This is a genomic window from Streptomyces sp. CHD11, from assembly GCF_018638295.1.
Taxonomy (GTDB): domain Bacteria; phylum Actinomycetota; class Actinomycetes; order Streptomycetales; family Streptomycetaceae; genus Streptomyces.
Genome location: NZ_JABTTS010000033.1, coordinates 55,965 through 74,153 on the forward strand (window position 1 = coordinate 55,965; position 18,189 = coordinate 74,153).

An 18,189-nucleotide genomic window follows, 5' to 3' on the forward strand; every position below is an offset into this window, starting at 1 on the left:
ACTCGCTCGCCCTCAGCGACCGCCTGGTTCTTCGCCGGGATCCTCAGGCGAGGGGATCGGGTGTCACCCGCCAGATGGTGACGAGCTCCGAACGCGGCGTAATCATGTACACGAAAAAGCCACCGGCGACGAACGCGTGCTTGGCGCCCTCGTCGGCGCCCTGATACCCGGGCCCATGCAGGTGAAGCACCTCAGCCGCCCTGACCAGTTCATCGGCCGTCTTCGCCACCTCGGCAAGGAAGTCGACCGGAGCGCCGCCCGCTACGGTCTCGCGGTCGGGCACGTACTCCCAACGCCACGTCACTCCGCGCGCACCGCCTCGGCAGCCTCACGATAGAGGGAACTCGCCGTCCTGAGATGCCTCTGCGCCTCGTCCGCCGTGGTGGCAATCCGGGCAAGGTACTCCGCGCGGTGATACTCCCTGGCCGTGGCCGGGTACCGCTCGATCTCGATCAGGGCGGCCCAATGCCTGAGGTAGGCGTGTACCGGCTTGAGTGAACCGTGTTCCACCGCCTCCGCGAGCGCCTGATCCTTCGCCTGGTCATACGCCGCCAACAGGCCGGGAGCAACAACCGTGCAGGCAGCCCGCAGGGCGCCAGGTGTTCGCTCCGGGCGGGGGATCAGTGGGCGGTCGCCGACGGTCTCGGTGTGCTGCACGCTCATGGCGCTGTTCCCTTCGTACCCCTGGGGACGGGCCGGTCACGCGACGGGGCCGGTTGCTTCGAGAGACGACAGCGACTCTAGTCCTGACAGGCCGCGCCACGCCCGGCGATCGTCAGGAGAGAGCCCTCGCCCCCTTCACCTTCCCCCGCCCCACCTGCGTCCGCACCGCGCCCATGCTCGCCGCGATGACCAGGGCGATGGCGGCGGCCTCGGTGGTGGAGAGGGCCTGGTCGAGGATGAGGAAGCCGGCGGCCGCGGCGAGGGCCGGTTCCAGGCTCATCAGGATGGCGAAGGTGGAGGCGGGCAGGCGGCGCAGCGCGAGGAGTTCGAGGGTGTACGGGAGCACGGAGGACAGCACCGCGACCGCCGCCCCCAGGGCGAGGACCGCCGGGTCGAGGAGCTTGGTACCGGACTCCGCGATGCCCAGCGGCAGGAACAGGAGCGCCGCCACGCCCATGGCGAGGGCGAGCCCGTCCGCCTGCGGGAAGCGGCGTCCCGTACGGGCGCTGAAGACGATGTAGGCCGCCCACATCACCCCGGCGCCCAGCGCGAAGGCGACACCGGCGGGGTCGAGGCTGCTGAAGCCGCCGCCGCCCAGGAGGAACACACCGGCCAGGGCGAGTGCGGCCCATACGAGGTTGACCGCCCGCCGGGAGGCCAGCACGGACAGGGTGAGCGGGCCGAGCACCTCCAGCGTGACCGCCGGGCCCAGCGGGATCCGCGCGACGGACTGGTAGAACAGCCCGTTCATCGCCGCCATGGCGACCCCGAAGACGATCACCGTGCCCCAGTCGGCGCGCGCGTGCCCGCGCAGCTTCGGCCGGCACAGCAGCATCAGCACGACCGCCGCCACCAGCAGCCGCAACGTCACGACCCCGAGCGCACCGGCGCGCGGCATCAGCGTCACCGCCAGCGCCCCGCCGAACTGCACGGAGACCCCGCCCGCGAGCACCAGCCCGACCGGCCCCAGCGAACCCCGCCCGCGCGGGACGCCGTCCGGGGCGGGCGCGGAGGCATGGCCCGTCCCGGGCGCGGTGGAGGGGGTGGTGGCGCTGGGGGTGGTCACGGGGCCTTCCAGGAGCGTCGGAGCGGAGACTTGTCCAGACCGAGCGTGCGGCCTGATGTACTGCCTAGTCCATCCTATTGCACTAAGTCAGCACCGTAAAGCACGTATATACCTGACGATGAGGCCCGCTCGGCGCCTCGGTCAACTCCGTCCACGACGTGGACCCCACCGGGTACCGTCTCCCCTGGTGATCCCCCCCCCTGTCCGCTCCCAGCATCCGAGGCCCTGTGCGACGCCTTCTCGTCCGTCTCTGGCGACTCCTGCGCCCGCTGCAGAGCCGCATCATGTGGCTGCTGCACGCCAAGTTCGTGGTCGGCGTGACCGGTGTCGTGCGCGACGACGAGGGGCGCGTCCTGATGCTCCGGCACCGGATGTGGCCCCCGCACCGCCAGTGGGGCCTGCCGAGCGGCTTCGCCCGCAAGGGCGAGGACTTCCGGGACACCGTGGTGCGCGAGGTCAAGGAGGAGACCGACCTCGACGTGGAGGTGGGCCGCCTCGTCATGCTGAACAGCGGCCTGCGCACCCGCATGGAGGTCGCCTACGAGGCCCGCCTCCTGGGCGGCGAACTCCGCCTCGACCCCTTCGAGATCATCGAGGCCCGCTGGTGCCGCCCGGACGGCCTCCCGGAGGGAACCCAGCCGGTGTGCGGCCCGCTGGTACGGGGGGAGACGGCTCCCTGAGAGTGCCGTCGGCCGCCTCTCCTCAAGGAACAAGGCGCTCCGGGCATGCTCGCGGTCCTCCGGCGTGCGCGCCGGGCAGCAGACCGGGGCCGGTGACCGTCGGCAACGTCACGGCCGGCCCCTGGAACCCGGATCCGCCCGGTCGGCACAGGGCGCCCGGGACGACTCGGCGATCCCGCGTGCGACGGATGCCGCCCGGCACGGGCGGCGCCCACAGCGGCTCGACGAGGACAACACCGCGTCGATCGCGGGCGTGAACCCATCGACCGTCCCCACTCGTAGTGCTGTGGTCAGATCGCAACGAAGGAGACGGCTATGGCGACCCCGGAACAAATGGTCGGAATGCAGAGAGAGCTGGACGACGACCGCGCTCAGCTTCGGAGTATCCGCGACCGCGTCCGGCGCCGGCAGAGTCGGCTCGGCCGCCCCCGGAACGAGATCGACAACTTCGCCCACGCGATCAACGAGCTCATCGGACTGGACGCCTACCAGAGGCAGGGAATCGGCTGGGCCCGGCGTGACCCGCAGGGGAACCAGAGGTACCAGGAGCTGAGGGACAGCGAGGCGACCAACAGGGCGACGGTGCTCACGACACTCCGGGACGTCGAGAGGCGGGCGAGGACGGCACACAGCAGGTCCGCAGAGGACCTTCGTACGGACCGTCGACTTATGGAATCCATACCGGAACAGGAAAACCGTCTGTACCGGGCGCGCCGCGACTGGGCCAGGAGGATCACCGCGGACACCATGGAAGCCGTTCCTTTCGCGACCAACCAGATCAGCGACATCGCCAACAGTGGCGGTCAGAGCTACGACGCGCTCATGGAGGTCCTGCTCGACGACAGCCTCAGGATGCCCACGGACACGGCGAGGTGGCTCGGCCAGACCGCGGTGCTCGCATCACACGTCGGGGCCGGCGCCTGCGACGAACAGAGTGCCTACGCCTTCACGGAGGCGAACAGGAGGCTCCGGGGGACCCAGGTGACGCGCGCGAACCTCGAGCCCGGACACGCGATGGTCATCATCGGACCGCCGAACCGCCCCGAGTCGGCGCACATCGACACATGGCCCCTGCAGGCCAGGGTCACGAACCCGCAGACCTACGGGCTCGACAACATCCAGACCGGTTCCGTCGACCACAGCCAGATCGCCGACGGGCGGGACCTCCGCGCCCTGGCGCTACCGACCTTGCACCACCCGCTCCCGGCCGCTCCCGTACCCCGTGACCCCATCAGTCTGAACGACGCCGCGAGGTGGATACAGTCCGAAGGGGTCGGTGCGGAGACCTACCACATCACCAGCACGAGCACCGTTCGCAACAGCGACAGCGGCAGCGACAGCGACGACGTGATCCGGGGCTACGGCCACCCCCTGAGCCGGGCAGCGTTCACAGCCCACGCCGACAACGACTTCCAGATCCAGTCCGGGTCCGCAGGACAGTCACCGACCACCGCATCGTCCTCGTCCAGCTCGTCGGTCGACATGTACAACCCGCCCGGTATGCAGTACGGGGCTCCTGCCTCGCACGTCGGCACCGCGCCGTACACGGCCAACCCGTACGGCGCCTCGTCCTCCACCACGTCGCCGGGGAACGGCCAGGTCCGGTTCGGAGCCCGCTACAGCGCCCAAGACGTCCAGTACGGCCAGTCTTACGGGACCACGAGCGCCCAGCCCGCCGCCCCCTACGGCATGCCGCAGGACGTCGCCGGCTTCAACCCCACCCGAACTCCGTACGCAGGCGACAACTCCCAGCGACACCATGGGTCGTCCGCCTCGCAGTGGCCCCAGCAGCCGAGCGGGCAGCGCGGGCGTGGCCGTGGCGGCGGTGGGCGTTAGACGTCCGCCTCCACGTAGGCGCCACCTCGCCGAGTGCCTCGCCCTCCGCCCTCGCCGACGCGCTGCGGGTGGCGGACAGCCGGGGGCGGAGGCCGGGGCAGCTCAGCCGAGCGCGTCGAGGACACCAGGGCGGCGACTGCTCACCTATGTCTCCAGTGCCTCCGCCAGGACCTCCGCCAGGTGCCGCCCCCGGACGTCCGCGAGCTGCTCCAGCTGTGTCCGGCAGGAGAAGCCGTCGGCCAGGACGACCGCCTCCTCCGGGGCGTCCCGGACCGAGGGGAGCAACTGCTCCTCGGCGCAGGCGGCCGACACCTCGTAGTGGCCCTTCTCGAATCCGAAGTTGCCGGCCAGGCCGCAGCAGCCGCCGCTCAGTTCACCGGTGAGGCCGGCCGACGCGCGCAGGCGGCGGTCGGGGGCGTCGCCCAGTACCGCGTGCTGGTGGCAGTGGGTCTGGCCGGTGACGGGACGGTTGAGGGACGGTGGCTTCCAGTCGGGGGCGTACTGCTCCAGCGCTTCCGCGAAGGTCAGGACGCGGGAGGCGAGTCGCGCCGCGCGGGGGTCGTCGTGGAGGAGTTCCGGGGCGTCCGTGCGCAGGGCCGCCGCGCAGCTCGGTTCCAGGACGACCAGGGGGGCGTCGGTGGCCAGGACCGGTTCCAGGAGGTCGAGGGTGCGGCGCAGGACGGCGCGGGCGCGGTCGAGCTGGCCCGTGGAGATGTAGGTCAGGCCGCAGCAGACCCGGCTCCTGCGGGCCGTCAGCAGGGACAGGGCCGAGCGGCTGCGGGCGTCGCCCACCCTGCCGGCCGTCCGCAGGGTCGGAGGCAGCGCCACACGCAGGCCCGCCGCCTCCAGCACGCGCACGGCCGCCCGGCCCACCGACGGCGACAGGTGCTCGGTGAAGGTGTCCGGCCAGAGGACCACCAGCCGGTCTCCGGCAGGGAACGCGGTCCTGGCACCTGCCGGGGGCCCCGGCAGGTCCCCGGCGAAGGACGCGGGTCCGCCGTCGCCCGGCGGCCCGGACCGCCCCCGCCACCACCGCGTGAACGTCTCCCCCGCCACCCGGGGGACCGCCCGCTCCCCCGCGATCCCGCCCAGCCGTTTCGCCACGCGCGCGAGCGGACCCATCGAGGCCAGGGCGTTGACCACCCCCGCGGTACGTGTCCGCGCCACCCAGCCCAGCCACACCGGCAGCCACCCCATCGCGTAGTGGGCGGCGGGGCGGCGGCGGCCCGCGTAGTGGTGGTGCAGGAACTCCGCCTTGTACGTGGCCATGTCGACCCCGACCGGGCAGTCCGAGCGGCAGCCCTTGCAGGACAGGCAGAGGTCCAGGGCGTCCCGTACCTCCGTGGAGCGCCAGCCGTCGGTGATCAGTTCGCCCGCGAGCATCTCGTGCAGCAGGCGGGCGCGCCCGCGCGTGGAGTGTTCCTCCTCGCCCGTCGCACGGTACGAGGGGCACATCACCGCCGCTCCCGACACCGACGTCGTACGGCACTTGGCGACGCCCACGCAGCGCCGTACCGCAGCCGGGAAGTCGCCGCCGTCTGCGGGGTAGCCGAAGGCGACGTCCACCGGTTCGCGCGGGAGGACGGAGAAGCGGAGGTCGGCGTCCAGGGGTGCGGGGCGCACCAGCATGCCGGGGTTCAGCAGGTCGTCCGGGTCCCAGAGGGCCTTCACCCGTCCGAAGAGGGCGACCGTCTCCGCGCCGTACATCCGCGGGAGCAGCTCCGCGCGTGCCTGGCCGTCGCCGTGTTCGCCGGAGAGGGAACCGCCGTAGGAGACGACCAGGCCGGCCAGTTCCTCCGAGAAGCGGCGGAAGCGGGCGACGCCCGGCGCGGTCAGCAGGTCGAAGTCGATGCGGACGTGGATGCAGCCGTCCCCGAAGTGTCCGTACGGGGTGCCGCGCAGGCCGTGGGAGGCCAGCAGCCCCCTGAAGTCCCGCAGATAGGCGCCGAGCCGGGCGGGCGGTACCGCGCAGTCCTCCCAGCCGGGCCAGGCCTCGGTCCCGTCCGGCATCCGCGTCGCCGTCCCGCTCGCGTCCTCCCGGACGCGCCACAGCGTGCCCTGGCGGGCCGGGTCGGTGACCACCAGGGCGTCCAGGACGTCCGCCGCGCGGACGATCGTCTCCGCACGCGCGCGGGCCTCCGCCTCCGTGTCCCCGCCGGTCTCCACGAACAGCCACGCTCCCCCGCGCGGGAGCCCGGCGTCCGGCGGCACCAGATCCGCCGCCATGCCCTCCACGGTCAGCGGGCCGTGCTCCAGCAGTCCCGCCGCCGCCTCCGCCGCCCCGCTCTCGTCCGCGTACGCCAGCACGGCGAGGCTGCGCGCGCGTGGTGCCCGTACCAGGTCCACGACCGCCTCCGTCAGCACGCCCAGGGTGCCCTCCGAGCCGCAGAAGGAGCGGGCGACGTCGGCGCCCCGCTCGGGCAGCAGGGCGTCCACCGCGTAGCCGGAGATGCGGCGGGGCAGGTCGGGGAACCCGGTGCGCAGGCGGGCCAGTTCGCCGTCGGCCAGCGCGCGCAGCCCGTCCGGGGCACCCGCCCAGGCCGGTCCCGGGCGCAGCCGCTCGCCGCGCGGGGTGAGGACCGTGAGCTCGCGCACGCTGTCGGCCGTCGTGCCCCAGGCCACCGAGTGGGCGCCGCAGGAATTGTTGCCGATCATGCCGCCGAGGGTGCAGCGGCTGTGGGTGGAGGGGTCCGGGCCGAAGCGCAGGCCGTGCGGGGCGGCGGCCTCCTGGAGGCGGTCGAGGACGAGGCCGGGCTGGACGACGGCCGTGCGGGTCCGGGGGTCGAGGGACAGCAGGCGGTTCATGTGCCGTGTGAAGTCGAGCACTACACCCGTGCCGGTCGCCTGCCCCGCGATCGACGTGCCGCCGCCGCGCGGCACCACGGGAACCCCGTACGTCCGGCACACCGACAGCGCCGCCGCCACGTCGTCGGCGTCCCGTGGCGCCACCACACCGAGCGGCACCCGGCGGTAGTTGGAGGCATCCATCGTGGTCAGCGCACGTGCGGTCGCGGAGAAGTCGACCTCGCCGCCCACGGCGGCGCGCAGTGCGGCCCGCAGTTCCCGGTGATCCGTCATGTCCTCAGGATGCCTCCGCACGGGCCGGGCGGGGGCGGCGGAACACACCGCCCGCGGCGCCGGTCCGCCGCCCGGAAACACGGCGTTTATCGAGAGTGGAACCGGAATCTTCCCAAGACAATCACGAACTCTCATATAGTGACCGCGAGTTGCGCGCAGTTGTCGGACCTCGTTCGGAAAAGCGACCCCAGAAACAGGTCCGGCGTCCCATCGAACCCCCCGAGGGCCGCGCGGAGACGACGGCGCACGCCCGCGGACCGACCGAGGACCCGACCGAGGAACCTGATTGATGACCTCCCCCCTGCTCCCCGGCGACCGCCCCACCCCCCGCAGCATGGTGCCCGTCCCCCTGCTCACCGCGGCGCTCGCCGCGGCGGCGGTACTCACCGCGTTCCTCCTCGTCCCGGAGGCCGCGGCCACCGCCACCCTGGTGACCGGGACGGTCGCCGCCGTGCTGCTCTGCGCGGCCGCCGGTGTGGCCGCCTACTTCATCCTCGCGGCGCGGGCGGCACGCACCCGCCTGGAGTCCGTCACCCAGGACGTCGGGCGCCTGCTCCAGGAACGGGCCCGGCTGTCCGAGGAGTCCCGCCGCCAGCACGAGCGGCTGACCGGTGAACTCAACCGGGAACGCGCCCGCCTCTCCGCCGAGCTGGACCAGGAGCGGGCCCGCCTCGCCGAGACCCTGGCCGCCGAACGCGACCGGCTCACCGAGCAGTACGGCGACGACCTCGCGCGGCTGACACGGGAACACGACGGGGAACTCACCCGGCTCACCGGTGCGCACACCGCCGAACTGGAACGGCTGACCGGGGAACACGCCGCGAAGCTGCACCTCATCACCGAGGAACACACCGCCCACACCGCCCGCACGGCCCGCGACCACGCCGAGGAGCTGAAGCGGCTGGAGGACGAGCGGACCGAGCTGATGTCCGAGGGCGACCGGCTCCGCGAACAGAACGCCCGGCTGACCACCAGGCTGCGGGAGGCCAACGGCATCCGGGCCGCCGCCGTCTCCGCGACCGCCAACGCGGCCGGACGGATGCAGGCGCTCTCCACGGGCATGCTCGCCGACCTGCGCGCGATGGAGGAGAAGCACCACGACGAGGAGGTCCTCGCCGACCTGCTCCACCTCGACCACCGCACCGCGCAGGCGGGCAGGCTCGCCGACTCCGTCGCCGTCCTCACCGGCGCCCGCTCCGGCCGGCGCTGGGCCCGGCCCATCGCCATGGAGTCGATCCTGCGCGGCGCCATGGGCCGGATCAGCGGCTACCAGCGGATCCGCGTCCACTCCGCCAGCGACACCGCCGTCGCGGGCCACGCCGCCGAGGGCGTGATGCACGCGCTCGCCGAACTCCTCGACAACGCCGCGAACTTCTCACCGCCGACCGCCGAGGTGCACGTCTACGTCGAGGAGGTCCCGGCCGGGGTCATCGTGTCCGTCGAGGACAGCGGGCTGGTGATGGGCGAGGCACAGCTGCGCCGCGCGGAGCGCGCGGTCTCCGGCGAGAGCACCGAGCTCGGCGGTCTCACCGGTACCCGGCTCGGCCTCGCGGTGGTCGGCCGGCTGGCCCGGCGGTACGGGCTGCGGGTCTCCTACCGCCCCTCGGCCCGCGGCGGCACGGGCGTACTGATACTCGTCCCGCAGGACATCCTCGTACCGGCGGACGCGGGGCCCTCGGCACCGCTGCCGGTGACCACCGCGACGCCCGCCGGAACGACCCCCTCGCCGGCCCCGCCCCGTACGCCCTCGCCGGCGCCGTCCCGCACCATCCCGCCGGCCGGCGCCACGGCGGCCGGGTTCCCGGCCGGTCCCGCGGGCTCCTCCGCGGATCCGGCGGACATCGTCCTTCCCCAGCGCCGGAACGGCAGCCGGCCCGACGGCCCGGCAGCCCTCCCGGCCAGCGCCGCCACCCCCGGCCGGCCGGAACCGGAGACGAGCCACACCACCGCGCACAGCGGCGACCCCACCACCGGCACCGACGCCACCCCGGCCGAAGGCCCCACGCCCCTCGGAAGCGCCCGCCCCGCTCCCTCCTACGCCGCCTCCCGCGCCGGGGCCGACCTCGACCCCGACCCGGTCCCCACCCACGAGTCGCCGACCCCGGAAACCGACGAGACGGAGGCCATCGTGCTGCCCCGCCGCCGCCGGGGCCGGACCCTGGCCGAAGCCGAGCGCGGCCGCTCCGGCACCAGCGGGCCCTCCGCCCCCCGGCCCGCCCCCACGGCCGAGGAGACGCGAGCCCGCACCGCGCGCTTCAGCAGCTTCCGCCAGGCCGTCCGCACCCCGACCCCGGACGACACCGCCGACCCGGACACCCCCGCGGCCGCGGACACTCCCGGCACCGGCCCCGCCGGCACGCGTACCACCCCCGACCCGATTCCCGAAGCACGGACCACTCCCGCGACCCCGGAAGGCGACACCACCTCATGACCGGCACGACGACCGCCGACGAGAAGCTCACCTGGCTGCTGGAGGGCCTGCTGGAGCGAACGCCGGGCGCGCGGCACGCGCTCGTGCTCTCCCGTGACGGCCTGAAACTGTGCCGTACCCCGGAGCTGTCCGCCGACCAGGCCGACCAGCTGGCCGCCATCTCCGCCGGCATCCAGTCCCTGTCCCACGGCGCCTCCGTCGAGTTCGGCGACGGCAGCGGTGGGGTGCGCTCCGCGATGACCGAGTTCTACGGTGGCGTGCTGTTCATCGTGGAGGCCGGGAACGGCGCCCATCTGGCCGTCGTCACCAGCGAGGAGGCCGACGCCGGGCTCATCGGGCACAACATGAGCGAACTCGTGGAGCAGCTCGGCGAGCACCTGACCGCGCTGCCGCGCAGCTCATGAGCCGGCCCGGCAGGGACGACGCCCCCGACCGGCTGTACACCCTCACCCAGGGACGCAGCCGCTCCGGTCCCGACAACCCCTTCGACCTGGTCACCCTGGTCGTCGCCGAATGCGATCCGGTGCCCGGCATGCAGTCCGAGCACGCGGCGATCCTGCGGATGACCGGGCGCCCCACGGCCGTCGTGGAGATCGCGGCCGAGCTGAGACTGCCCGTGAGCATCACCCGGATCCTGCTCTCCGACCTACAGGCGGCGGGCCGGGTCAGTGCCCGTCATCCCCGCAAGGCCGCCGTACCCGACCCCGACATCCTGGAGCAGGTGCTCGTTGGACTCCGCAACCTCTGACCCGCGCACGGACACGGTCACCGAGACCCGTGCACCGCTGGGCGCGTCGGCCGACAACGGCCTGAAGATCGTGGTCGTGGGCGGCTTCGGCGCCGGCAAGACCACCATGGTCCGCTCGGTCAGCGAGATCCGTCCCCTCAACACCGAGGAGACGATGACCCAGGCCGGCGAGGCCGTCGACGACACCAGCGGTGTGAGCGCCAAGACCGCGACCACCGTCGCCTTCGACTTCGGCCGCATCACCCTCGACGCGCACAACGTGCTGTACCTGTTCGGCGCGCCCGGCCAGGAACGCTTCTGGTTCCTGTGGGACCGGCTGTTCTCCGGCACGCTCGGCGCGGTCGTGCTGGTCGACACCCGGCGCATCGACGACTCCTGGTACGCCATCGACCGGCTGGAGCAGCACGGCACGCCGTTCATCGTGGCCTGCAACGACTTCGGAGGCGCCACCTTCACCCCGACGCAGATCCGCGAGGCCCTCGACCTCGACCCGCACGTACCGCTGGTGAACTGCGACGCGCGGTCCCGTGAGTCCAGCAAGATCGTGCTGATCACACTCGTGGAGCACATCCAGACCCTGTACGCCGACCCTGCCCGAGCCCCCCGTCAGGAGCTGGTGTGAGTCCCGCCACCGTCCCCAACGCCGTCCCGTTCAGCGGCCCCCTGCTCCAGGACGACCCGGCCCGGGTGTACCGGGAGCTGCGCCGCGAGCACGGCAGCGTCGTCCCGGTGGTGCTGGACGGGGACGCGCCGGCGTGGCTGGTCCTCGGCTACCGGGAACTGCACCAGGTGACCGGCGACCCGGTGCTGTTCAGCCGCGACTCCGACCTGTGGAACCAGTGGGACAACATCCCCGACGACTGGCCCCTGCTGCCGATGATCGGCCGCAGACAGCCGTCGATCCTCTACACCGTCGGCGAACGGCACCGTGAGCGGGCCGGGATGCTGGTGAACGCGCTGGAGGCGGTCGACCCGTTCGAACTGCGCGGCTACGCCGAGAAGTTCGCGGACGAACTGATCGACGGCATCTGCCCCCAGGGCGCCGCCGACATCATCGGCGAGTTCGCGATGCTGCTCCCGGTGCGGGTGCTGGCCCGGCTCTTCGGCTTCCCCGACGAGGAGGGCCCGGCGCTGGTCACCGCCCTCAACGACATGATCGACGGGCGGGAGCGCGCGCTCGCGGGCCAGACCCACCTCTTCACGTCGATGACGGAACTGGTGGCCGCCCGCGGGAGCGCGCCCGCCGAGGACGTCGCCTCGCGGATGCTCACCGACACCTCGGGGTTCACCGAGGAGGAGATCGTCCAGGACATGATGGTCATGATGGCGGCCGGTCACCAGCCGACCGCCGACTGGATCGGCAACTCGCTGCATCTGATGCTGACCGACCCCCGGTTCGCCGCCTCCCTCTTCGGGGGCCGCAACAGCGTCGCCGAGGCGATGAACGAGGTGCTGTGGGAGGACACGCCCACGCAGAACGTGGCCGCCCGCTGGGCGTCCCGCGACACCCAGCTCGGCGGCCGCCGGGTCCGCGCCGGCGACATGCTGCTCCTCGGCCTCCAGGGCGCCAACTCCGACCCCCAGGTGCGGACCGACGGCTCGGCGCTGACCGGCGGCAACGGCGCCCACTTCTCCTTCGGCCACGGGGAGCACCGCTGCCCGTTCCCGGCGCAGGAGGTCGCCGAGGTGATCGCCCGGACCGGTATCGAGGTCGTCCTGGACCGGCTGCCGGACATCGATCTCGCGGTCCCGGCCGCGAAGCTGACCCGCCGCCCCTCACCGTGGCTGCGCGGTCTGTCCGAACTCCCGGTCACCTTCACACCCACTCCCGCCCTTGGAGGCACGCGCGCATGACGGCTGCTACGGACACCACGACGACGGGTGGCGAACAGTCCCGGATCCTCCTCGACCCCTTCGTCTCCGACCTGGACGGCGAGAGCGCGGCGCTGCGGGCCGCGGGGCCGCTGGCCGCCGTCACGCTGCCCGGCGGTGTGCCGGTGTGGGCGGTGACGCGCCACGCGGAGGCGAAGAAACTGCTCACCGACCCGCGGCTGGTCAAGGACATCAACGTCTGGGGTGCCTGGCAGCGCGGCGAGATAGCCCCCGACTGGCCGCTGATCGGGCTGGCCAACCCGCCCCGCTCCATGCTCACCGTGGACGGCTCCGACCACCGCCGGCTGCGCACGCTGGTCGCGCAGGCGCTCACGCCCCGCCGGGTGGAGCGGATGCGGGAGCGGATCACGGAGCTGACCGAGGGGCTGCTCGACGACGTGGCCGCGGAGTCCGGCGACACGGTGGACCTGAAGGCGGCGTTCGCCTATCCGCTGCCGATGTACGTGATCGCCGACCTGATGGGGCTGGCGGAGGAGCGGCTGCCGCGGCTGAAGGTGCTCTTCGAGAAGTTCTTCTCCACGCAGACCCCGCCCGAGGAGGTCATCGCGACGCTGACCGAGCTCGCCGGGATCATGGCCGAGACGGTCGCGCGCAAGCGCGAGAACCCGGGTGACGACCTGACCTCCGCGCTCATCCAGGCGTCGGAGAACGGCGACAGCCTCACCGACGAGGAGATCGTGGCCACGCTCCAGCTGATGGTGGCGGCCGGTCACGAGACGACGATCTCCCTCATCGTCAACGCGGTGCTCAACCTCTCCACCCACCCGGAGCAGCGCGAGCTGGTGCTGTCCGGCAAGGCGGACTGGTCGGCGGTGGTCGAGGAGACGCTGCGCCACTCGACCCCCACCTCGCACGTCCTGATCCGGTTCGCGACCGAGGACGTGCCCGTCGGGGACAAGGTCCTCCCCGCCGGGGACGCGCTGATCGTGTCGTACGCGGCGATCGGCCGGGACGAGCAGGCACACGGCCCGACGGCCGGTGACTTCGACATCACCCGCGAGAGCGCCAGCCGGCACATCTCCTTCGGCCACGGCCCGCACGTGTGCCCCGGCGCCGCGCTGTCCCGGCTGGAGGCCGGTGTGGCACTCCCGGCCCTCTACGCCCGCTTCCCGGGGCTGGACCTGGCGGTTCCGGCGAGCGAGCTGCGCAACAAGCCGGTGGTCACGCAGAACGACCTGTTCGAGCTTCCGGTGAAGCTCGGCGGGTGAGCGACGCGGGTGGTGGGACGGACCTCCCCCCGGTCCGCCCCACCACCCGTCCACCACCCGTCCCCCGTTCGTGCCCCGTTCGTGCCCCGGCCGTCCCCCGGCCGTCCCCGTTCCTCCCGTTCACCGTCTCAGCGGACGGACGATGTTTCGCCGGGGTTTCCCGCAGCCGCTAGGCTCCGCTCGTGGCTGATATCCAGATTCCCGCTGACATCAAGCCCGCCGACGGACGTTTCGGCGCGGGTCCCTCCAAGGTGCGGACGGAGGCGCTGGACGCCCTGGCCGCGACCGGCACGTCCCTGCTCGGCACCTCCCACCGCCAGGCCCCGGTGAAGAACCTGGTCGGCGCGGTGCGGGAGGGCATCTCCGAGCTCTTCTCCCTCCCTGAGGGTTACGAGGTGGTCCTCGGCAACGGCGGCTCCACCGCGTTCTGGGACATCGCGACGCACGGTCTGATCGAGAACAGGTCGCAGCACCTCACCTTCGGCGAGTTCAGCTCCAAGTTCGCCAAGGCGTCCAAGCTCGCCCCCTGGCTCGCCGACCCGGCCGTCATCTCCTCCGACCCGGGCACGCACCCCGAGGCGGCCGCCGAAACCGGCGTGGACGTCTACGCGTTCACCCACAACGAGACCTCCACCGGTGTCGCCATGCCGATCAGGCGGGTGGCCGGCGCGGACGAGGGCTCCCTGGTCCTGGTGGACGCCACCTCCGGCGCGGGCGGCCTCCCGGTCGACATCGCCGAGACGGACGTCTACTACTTCGCCCCGCAGAAGTCCTTCGCCTCCGACGGCGGCCTGTGGATCGGCGTCTTCTCCCCGGCCGCGATCGAGCGCGCCGAGCGGATCCACGCCTCCGGCCGCCACATCCCGGAGTTCTTCAGCCTCCCCACGGCGATCGACAACTCCCGCAAGAACCAGACGTACAACACCCCGGCGCTTGCCACCCTGTTCCTCCTCAACGAGCAGCTGGAGTGGCTGAACGGCCAGGGCGGCCTCGACTGGTCCACGGCCCGTACGAAGGACTCCTCGACCCGTCTGTACACCTGGGCGGACGAATCCAAGTACGCCACCCCGTTCGTCACCGACCCGGCCAAGCGCTCCCAGGTCATCGGCACCATCGACTTCACGGACGAGATCGACGCCACCGCCGTCGCCAAGGTGCTGCGCGCCAACGGCATCGTCGACACCGAGCCCTACCGCAAGCTCGGCCGCAACCAGCTCCGCGTCGCGATGTTCCCGGCGGTCGCCCCGTCGGACGTCGAGGCTCTGACGACGTGCGTCGACTACGTCATCGAGCAGCTGTAGACACGTCCCGCACGACGAGGGGCGCCCGGCGGATCATCCTCCACCGGGCGTCCCTCTCGCGTCCTTACGCCCTGCTCACTTCCCTCGTCGCCTCCGCCGCCGGCCGGCTGGGCCCGGGCGCCGACGCCTCGCCGGGCTTCTCCCTCGAACGTCCCTCGTACCTTTTTCCCTGGCCCTGGTCACCTGCTGCCCGAGCCGTGGGGACCCGGAACCCCGCTGCCCCCTGGCACGAGGGCCGGGAGGGCGTGCCGCCAGGTGATCAGCCGGTGTGGACCGGCAGCTCGGCGGGCTGTCGCGGTGCGACGGCGGGGCGGGTGCCGCGGAGCATGGCCGCGGCGACGGCCGCCGCGGCCACCAGGGTGACGGCCGTGGCCAGGAACACCGCGGAGTAGCCGTCGGTGAGGGCGGCGGCCCGGTCGGCGCCGGTGGCGGCGGATCGTTCGACGGCGCTGAGGTAGAGCGTGGTGAACACCGACAGGCCCACGCATCCGCCGATCTGCAAGGTGGAGTTGACCAGGGCCGAGGCCGCGCCCGCGTCGTGGTGGCCCACGTCGGTGAGCGCGACGTTCTGCACCGGGACGATCACGAACGCGATGCCGATACCCACGACCACCAGACCGCCGAAGACCTGGGTCCAGTAGCTTCCGTCGGGGGTGATGAAGGTCAGCCACAGCATTCCGGCCGCGGCGGTCAGCGGCCCACCGGTCATCAGCGCCCGGGGCCCCCAGAGGGGCAGCAGCCTGGCGGCCACCGGTGCGGTGACCATGGTGGCGAAGGTCATCGCGAGGCTGGCGAGTCCGGCGAGCAGCGGAGAGAGACCGAGCACGAGCTGCAGGTGGAACATCAGGTAGAGCGTCATCCCGATGAAGACGGCGCCGATGGCCGCGTGGATGAGGAACGCTCCGGCGCGGACCCGGTCCCGCACGATCCGCAACGGCAGCAGCGGCTGCGCGACGCGGGCCTCGATCCACACGAACGCCGCGAGCAGCACCAGGCCGCCGGCGAGGAAGCCGGCGGTGTCCGGCTCGGTCCATCCGGACTCGGCCAGGGTGAACCCGTAGACCAGGGCGGCCAGGCCGAGGGTGACGGCCAGGGTGCCCCAGATGTCGTACCCGTGGGCGCCGTCGACCCGGCTCTCGGAGACGAACAGCAGCGCGCCGGCCAGGCCGACCACGGCGAAGACGATGTTGACCAGCAGGCACCAGCGCCAGTCGGCGTACTCGGTCAGGACGCCGCCCAGCGCCAGACCCACCGCGGCACCGGTGCCGGCGACGGTACCGAAGACCGCGAACGCCGTGCCGCGCTCGCGCCCGGCCGGGAACGTGACCGTCAGCAGCGCGAGCGCCGCGGGTGCCAGCAGCGCCGCGAACATGCCCTGCAGGCCGCGCGCCGCGATCAGCTCGGTCCCGCTCTGGGCGAGGCCGCCCCACACGGAGGCGGCGCCGAACCCGAGCATCCCGACCATGTAGCTGCGCTTGCGGCCCCAGTAGTCGGCGACGCGTCCGCCCAGCAGCAGCAGCGCGCCGAAGGCCAGGACGTAGGCGGTGATGACCCACTGCCGCTCGGTGTCGCTCAGCCCCAGTTCGATCTGGGCCTGGGGCAGGGCCACGTTGACGATCGTCGCGTCGAGCACGACCACCAACTGCGTCAGGGCGATCACCGACAGCGCCCACCATCGGCGGGGGTCGGGAACCGCGGGCGGGGACGACGGGACGGACATGCAGAAACCTCCGGGGTTCTGTGAGGAGCGCCGGAGGTTTCAAGCCTCGGACCAGACACCGGACGCCCGGGTCTGACCACCTCGGCCGTGGGGCCGAGCAGAACTCCAGTCTAACCACCGGGCCCCGCCCCCTCCGCGCCGCCCGAAGCCGTGATCCGGTTCACAGGACGGTGTCGCCCCTTCCACCCGGCGCCCGCCGCGGCGGGCGCTTCGCCCCGCGCCCGGCCACCACCGCGCCTCCGGAACATCCGTCCCAACCGACCCACCCGCTCCGTCGTCTCTGAGGGGGGCGGGCCACGCCCCCCGGCGCCGGGACCCGGTGGCCGGCCGCGAAGGCCGACAGGAGAAGCGGAATGAAACCACGCACACGCGCGCACACGAGGACCCGGGCCACCGCCGGCGGGGCGCTGATCGCCGCACTGCTGCTGGGCGCGAGCCTCACCGGCACGACCGGTACGGCCACCGCGGCCGGGGAGGCCGGGACCGCCGGGACCGCCGGGAGCACTCTCCGAGTGGCGGCCGGTGACAGTGCCGTGGCCAGGACCGGGACGGTGACCGGGACGGTGACCGGGACCGGGACGGTGACCGAGTACTACGACCTGGGAGATACGGCGTTCACCGACTCCGTCTCCGGCACGGTCAGCGAGATCCGCGCGGTGGTGCACCGACCGCGCCGGCTGAGCGGCAAGCTGCCCCTGGTGGTGATCTCCCACGGCTCCTGGTACGCGTGCACCGACCCCGACGCCCAGTCCTGGCCCTGCGACCGGGGCGAGCCGTACCCCAGCCACCTGGGCTACGACTACCTCGGCCGGGCCCTCGCCGCGCGCGGCTACGTGGTCGTCTCGCTCAGTGCGGACGGCATCAACATGGTGTCCTTCGACTACGGGGACCGCGCCCGCATCATCAACGAACATCTGCGGCTGTGGCGGGAGCTCGACTCGGGCGGCGGCCCGCTCGCCGACAGCCTGCCCTCGCTGCGCGGGCACGTGGACCTGGAACGCGTCGGGACGATCGGGCACTCCCGGGGCGGCAAGGGCGTGATGTGGCAGGCGTCGGACAAGCACCGGGACGAGATTCCCGACGGGGTCCGGGTCGGCGCCGTACTCGCCCTGGCGCCCGTGAAGTTCGACCCCCCGGGGGACGGCAACGCCGATGCGCTCGTCACGCGGACGCCCGTCGCCGTCGTCACCTCCGGCTGTGACGGCGCGGTGCACGAGCAGGGCCAGGAGTATCTGGACGACGTCGTGGGGCTCACCACCGAACCGGCCTACTCGGTCTCGCTGCGCGACGGCAACCACAACTACTTCAACACGCGGTGGACACCCCCGGCCCCGCTCGGCGAGGACGACAGCACCTGCCCCGACCGCGAACTCGCCCCCGCGCCCCAGCAGAACGCGCTGACCGTCTACGCCACCGCCTTCTTCGACAAGCACCTCGGGAACGACCCCTCGGGCGAGCCCGTCCTCACCGGCGAACGCCCCCTGCCGGATGTCGTCTCGACGACCCGCGTCGTCCAGCCGGCGCGGGCGGACTGAACCACTGGCACCGCGGTCACGGCGCCTCCC

The 18,189-nt window shown here is 72.8% G+C and carries 15 protein-coding genes; 10 read left to right on the plus strand and 5 right to left on the minus strand.

Annotated features, from left to right (window positions below; genetic code table 11):
• Window positions 1-43: 43 nt before the first annotated feature.
• The 3 genes from HTV45_RS28520 to HTV45_RS28530 form a co-directional block, all read right to left on the minus strand.
• Complete coding sequence (locus HTV45_RS28520) at window positions 44-283, minus strand: hypothetical protein (protein ID WP_251692897.1); 240 nt, start codon at window positions 281-283, stop codon at window positions 44-46.
• 17 nt (window positions 284-300) lie between these two features.
• A complete protein-coding gene (locus tag HTV45_RS28525; protein ID WP_215208772.1) occupies window positions 301-663 on the minus strand; it encodes a DUF6247 family protein in 363 nt (120 codons plus the stop codon).
• Window positions 664-775: 112 nt separating this feature from the next.
• The gene (locus tag HTV45_RS28530) at window positions 776-1,729 is read right to left on the minus strand and encodes a DMT family transporter (protein ID WP_215208773.1); all 954 of its coding nucleotides are present in this window, start codon (window positions 1,727-1,729) and stop codon (window positions 776-778) included.
• A gap of 227 nt (window positions 1,730-1,956) precedes the next feature.
• Between HTV45_RS28530 and HTV45_RS28535 the strand changes: the two genes are divergently transcribed.
• Both HTV45_RS28535 and HTV45_RS28540 read left to right on the plus strand, forming a co-directional pair.
• Window positions 1,957-2,409 carry an NUDIX hydrolase gene (locus tag HTV45_RS28535; RefSeq protein ID WP_215208774.1) on the plus strand — a complete coding sequence of 151 codons (453 nt, stop codon included), beginning with the start codon at window positions 1,957-1,959 and terminating at the stop codon, window positions 2,407-2,409.
• Window positions 2,410-2,724: 315 nt separating this feature from the next.
• Entirely contained in the window at window positions 2,725-4,245 is a 1,521-nt protein-coding gene (locus tag HTV45_RS28540) for a hypothetical protein (RefSeq protein ID WP_215208775.1), read from the plus strand.
• Between the two features lie 144 nt (window positions 4,246-4,389).
• Here HTV45_RS28540 and HTV45_RS28545 read toward each other — a convergent pair whose 3' ends face one another.
• Window positions 4,390-7,323, minus strand: a complete 2,934-nt coding sequence (locus tag HTV45_RS28545; RefSeq protein WP_215208776.1) for an FAD-binding and (Fe-S)-binding domain-containing protein — start codon at window positions 7,321-7,323, stop codon at window positions 4,390-4,392.
• A 289-nt stretch (window positions 7,324-7,612) separates the two neighbouring features.
• On the opposite strand from HTV45_RS28545, the gene HTV45_RS28550 reads away from it, so the two are divergent.
• The 7 genes from HTV45_RS28550 to serC all read left to right on the plus strand — a co-directional run bounded on the left by HTV45_RS28550 (window position 7,613) and on the right by serC (window position 14,904).
• Window positions 7,613-9,754: an ATP-binding protein gene (locus HTV45_RS28550; protein WP_215208777.1), complete on the plus strand. Its 2,142-nt coding sequence runs from the start codon at window positions 7,613-7,615 to the stop codon at window positions 9,752-9,754.
• Window positions 9,751-10,158 carry a roadblock/LC7 domain-containing protein gene (locus HTV45_RS28555; RefSeq protein WP_215208778.1) on the plus strand — a complete coding sequence of 136 codons (408 nt, stop codon included), beginning with the start codon at window positions 9,751-9,753 and terminating at the stop codon, window positions 10,156-10,158. Before HTV45_RS28550 ends, HTV45_RS28555 begins: the two co-directional genes overlap by 4 nt.
• Window positions 10,155-10,502, plus strand: coding sequence for a DUF742 domain-containing protein (locus HTV45_RS28560; RefSeq protein WP_215208779.1), 348 nt, complete (start codon window positions 10,155-10,157; stop codon window positions 10,500-10,502). Before HTV45_RS28555 ends, HTV45_RS28560 begins: the two co-directional genes overlap by 4 nt.
• A gap of 37 nt (window positions 10,503-10,539) precedes the next feature.
• Complete coding sequence (locus HTV45_RS28565; protein WP_215208820.1) at window positions 10,540-11,124, plus strand: ATP/GTP-binding protein; 585 nt, start codon at window positions 10,540-10,542, stop codon at window positions 11,122-11,124.
• Window positions 11,121-12,356: a cytochrome P450 gene (locus tag HTV45_RS28570; protein ID WP_215208780.1), complete on the plus strand. Its 1,236-nt coding sequence runs from the start codon at window positions 11,121-11,123 to the stop codon at window positions 12,354-12,356. Before HTV45_RS28565 ends, HTV45_RS28570 begins: the two co-directional genes overlap by 4 nt.
• The gene (locus HTV45_RS28575) at window positions 12,353-13,603 is read left to right on the plus strand and encodes a cytochrome P450 (RefSeq protein ID WP_215208781.1); all 1,251 of its coding nucleotides are present in this window, start codon (window positions 12,353-12,355) and stop codon (window positions 13,601-13,603) included. The genes HTV45_RS28570 and HTV45_RS28575 overlap by 4 nt, the downstream gene beginning before the upstream one ends.
• 182 nt (window positions 13,604-13,785) lie before the next feature.
• The gene (serC, locus tag HTV45_RS28580; protein WP_215208782.1) at window positions 13,786-14,904 is read left to right on the plus strand and encodes a phosphoserine transaminase; all 1,119 of its coding nucleotides are present in this window, start codon (window positions 13,786-13,788) and stop codon (window positions 14,902-14,904) included.
• Between the two features lie 259 nt (window positions 14,905-15,163).
• On the opposite strand, the gene HTV45_RS28585 is transcribed toward serC, so the two are convergent.
• A complete protein-coding gene (locus tag HTV45_RS28585) occupies window positions 15,164-16,624 on the minus strand; it encodes an MFS transporter (protein WP_215208783.1) in 1,461 nt (486 codons plus the stop codon).
• Between the two features lie 353 nt (window positions 16,625-16,977).
• Here HTV45_RS28585 and HTV45_RS28590 point away from each other — a divergent pair, with 353 nt between their 5' ends.
• Window positions 16,978-18,159: a hypothetical protein gene (locus HTV45_RS28590; protein WP_215208784.1), complete on the plus strand. Its 1,182-nt coding sequence runs from the start codon at window positions 16,978-16,980 to the stop codon at window positions 18,157-18,159.
• The last annotated feature ends 30 nt before the right edge of the window (window positions 18,160-18,189 follow it).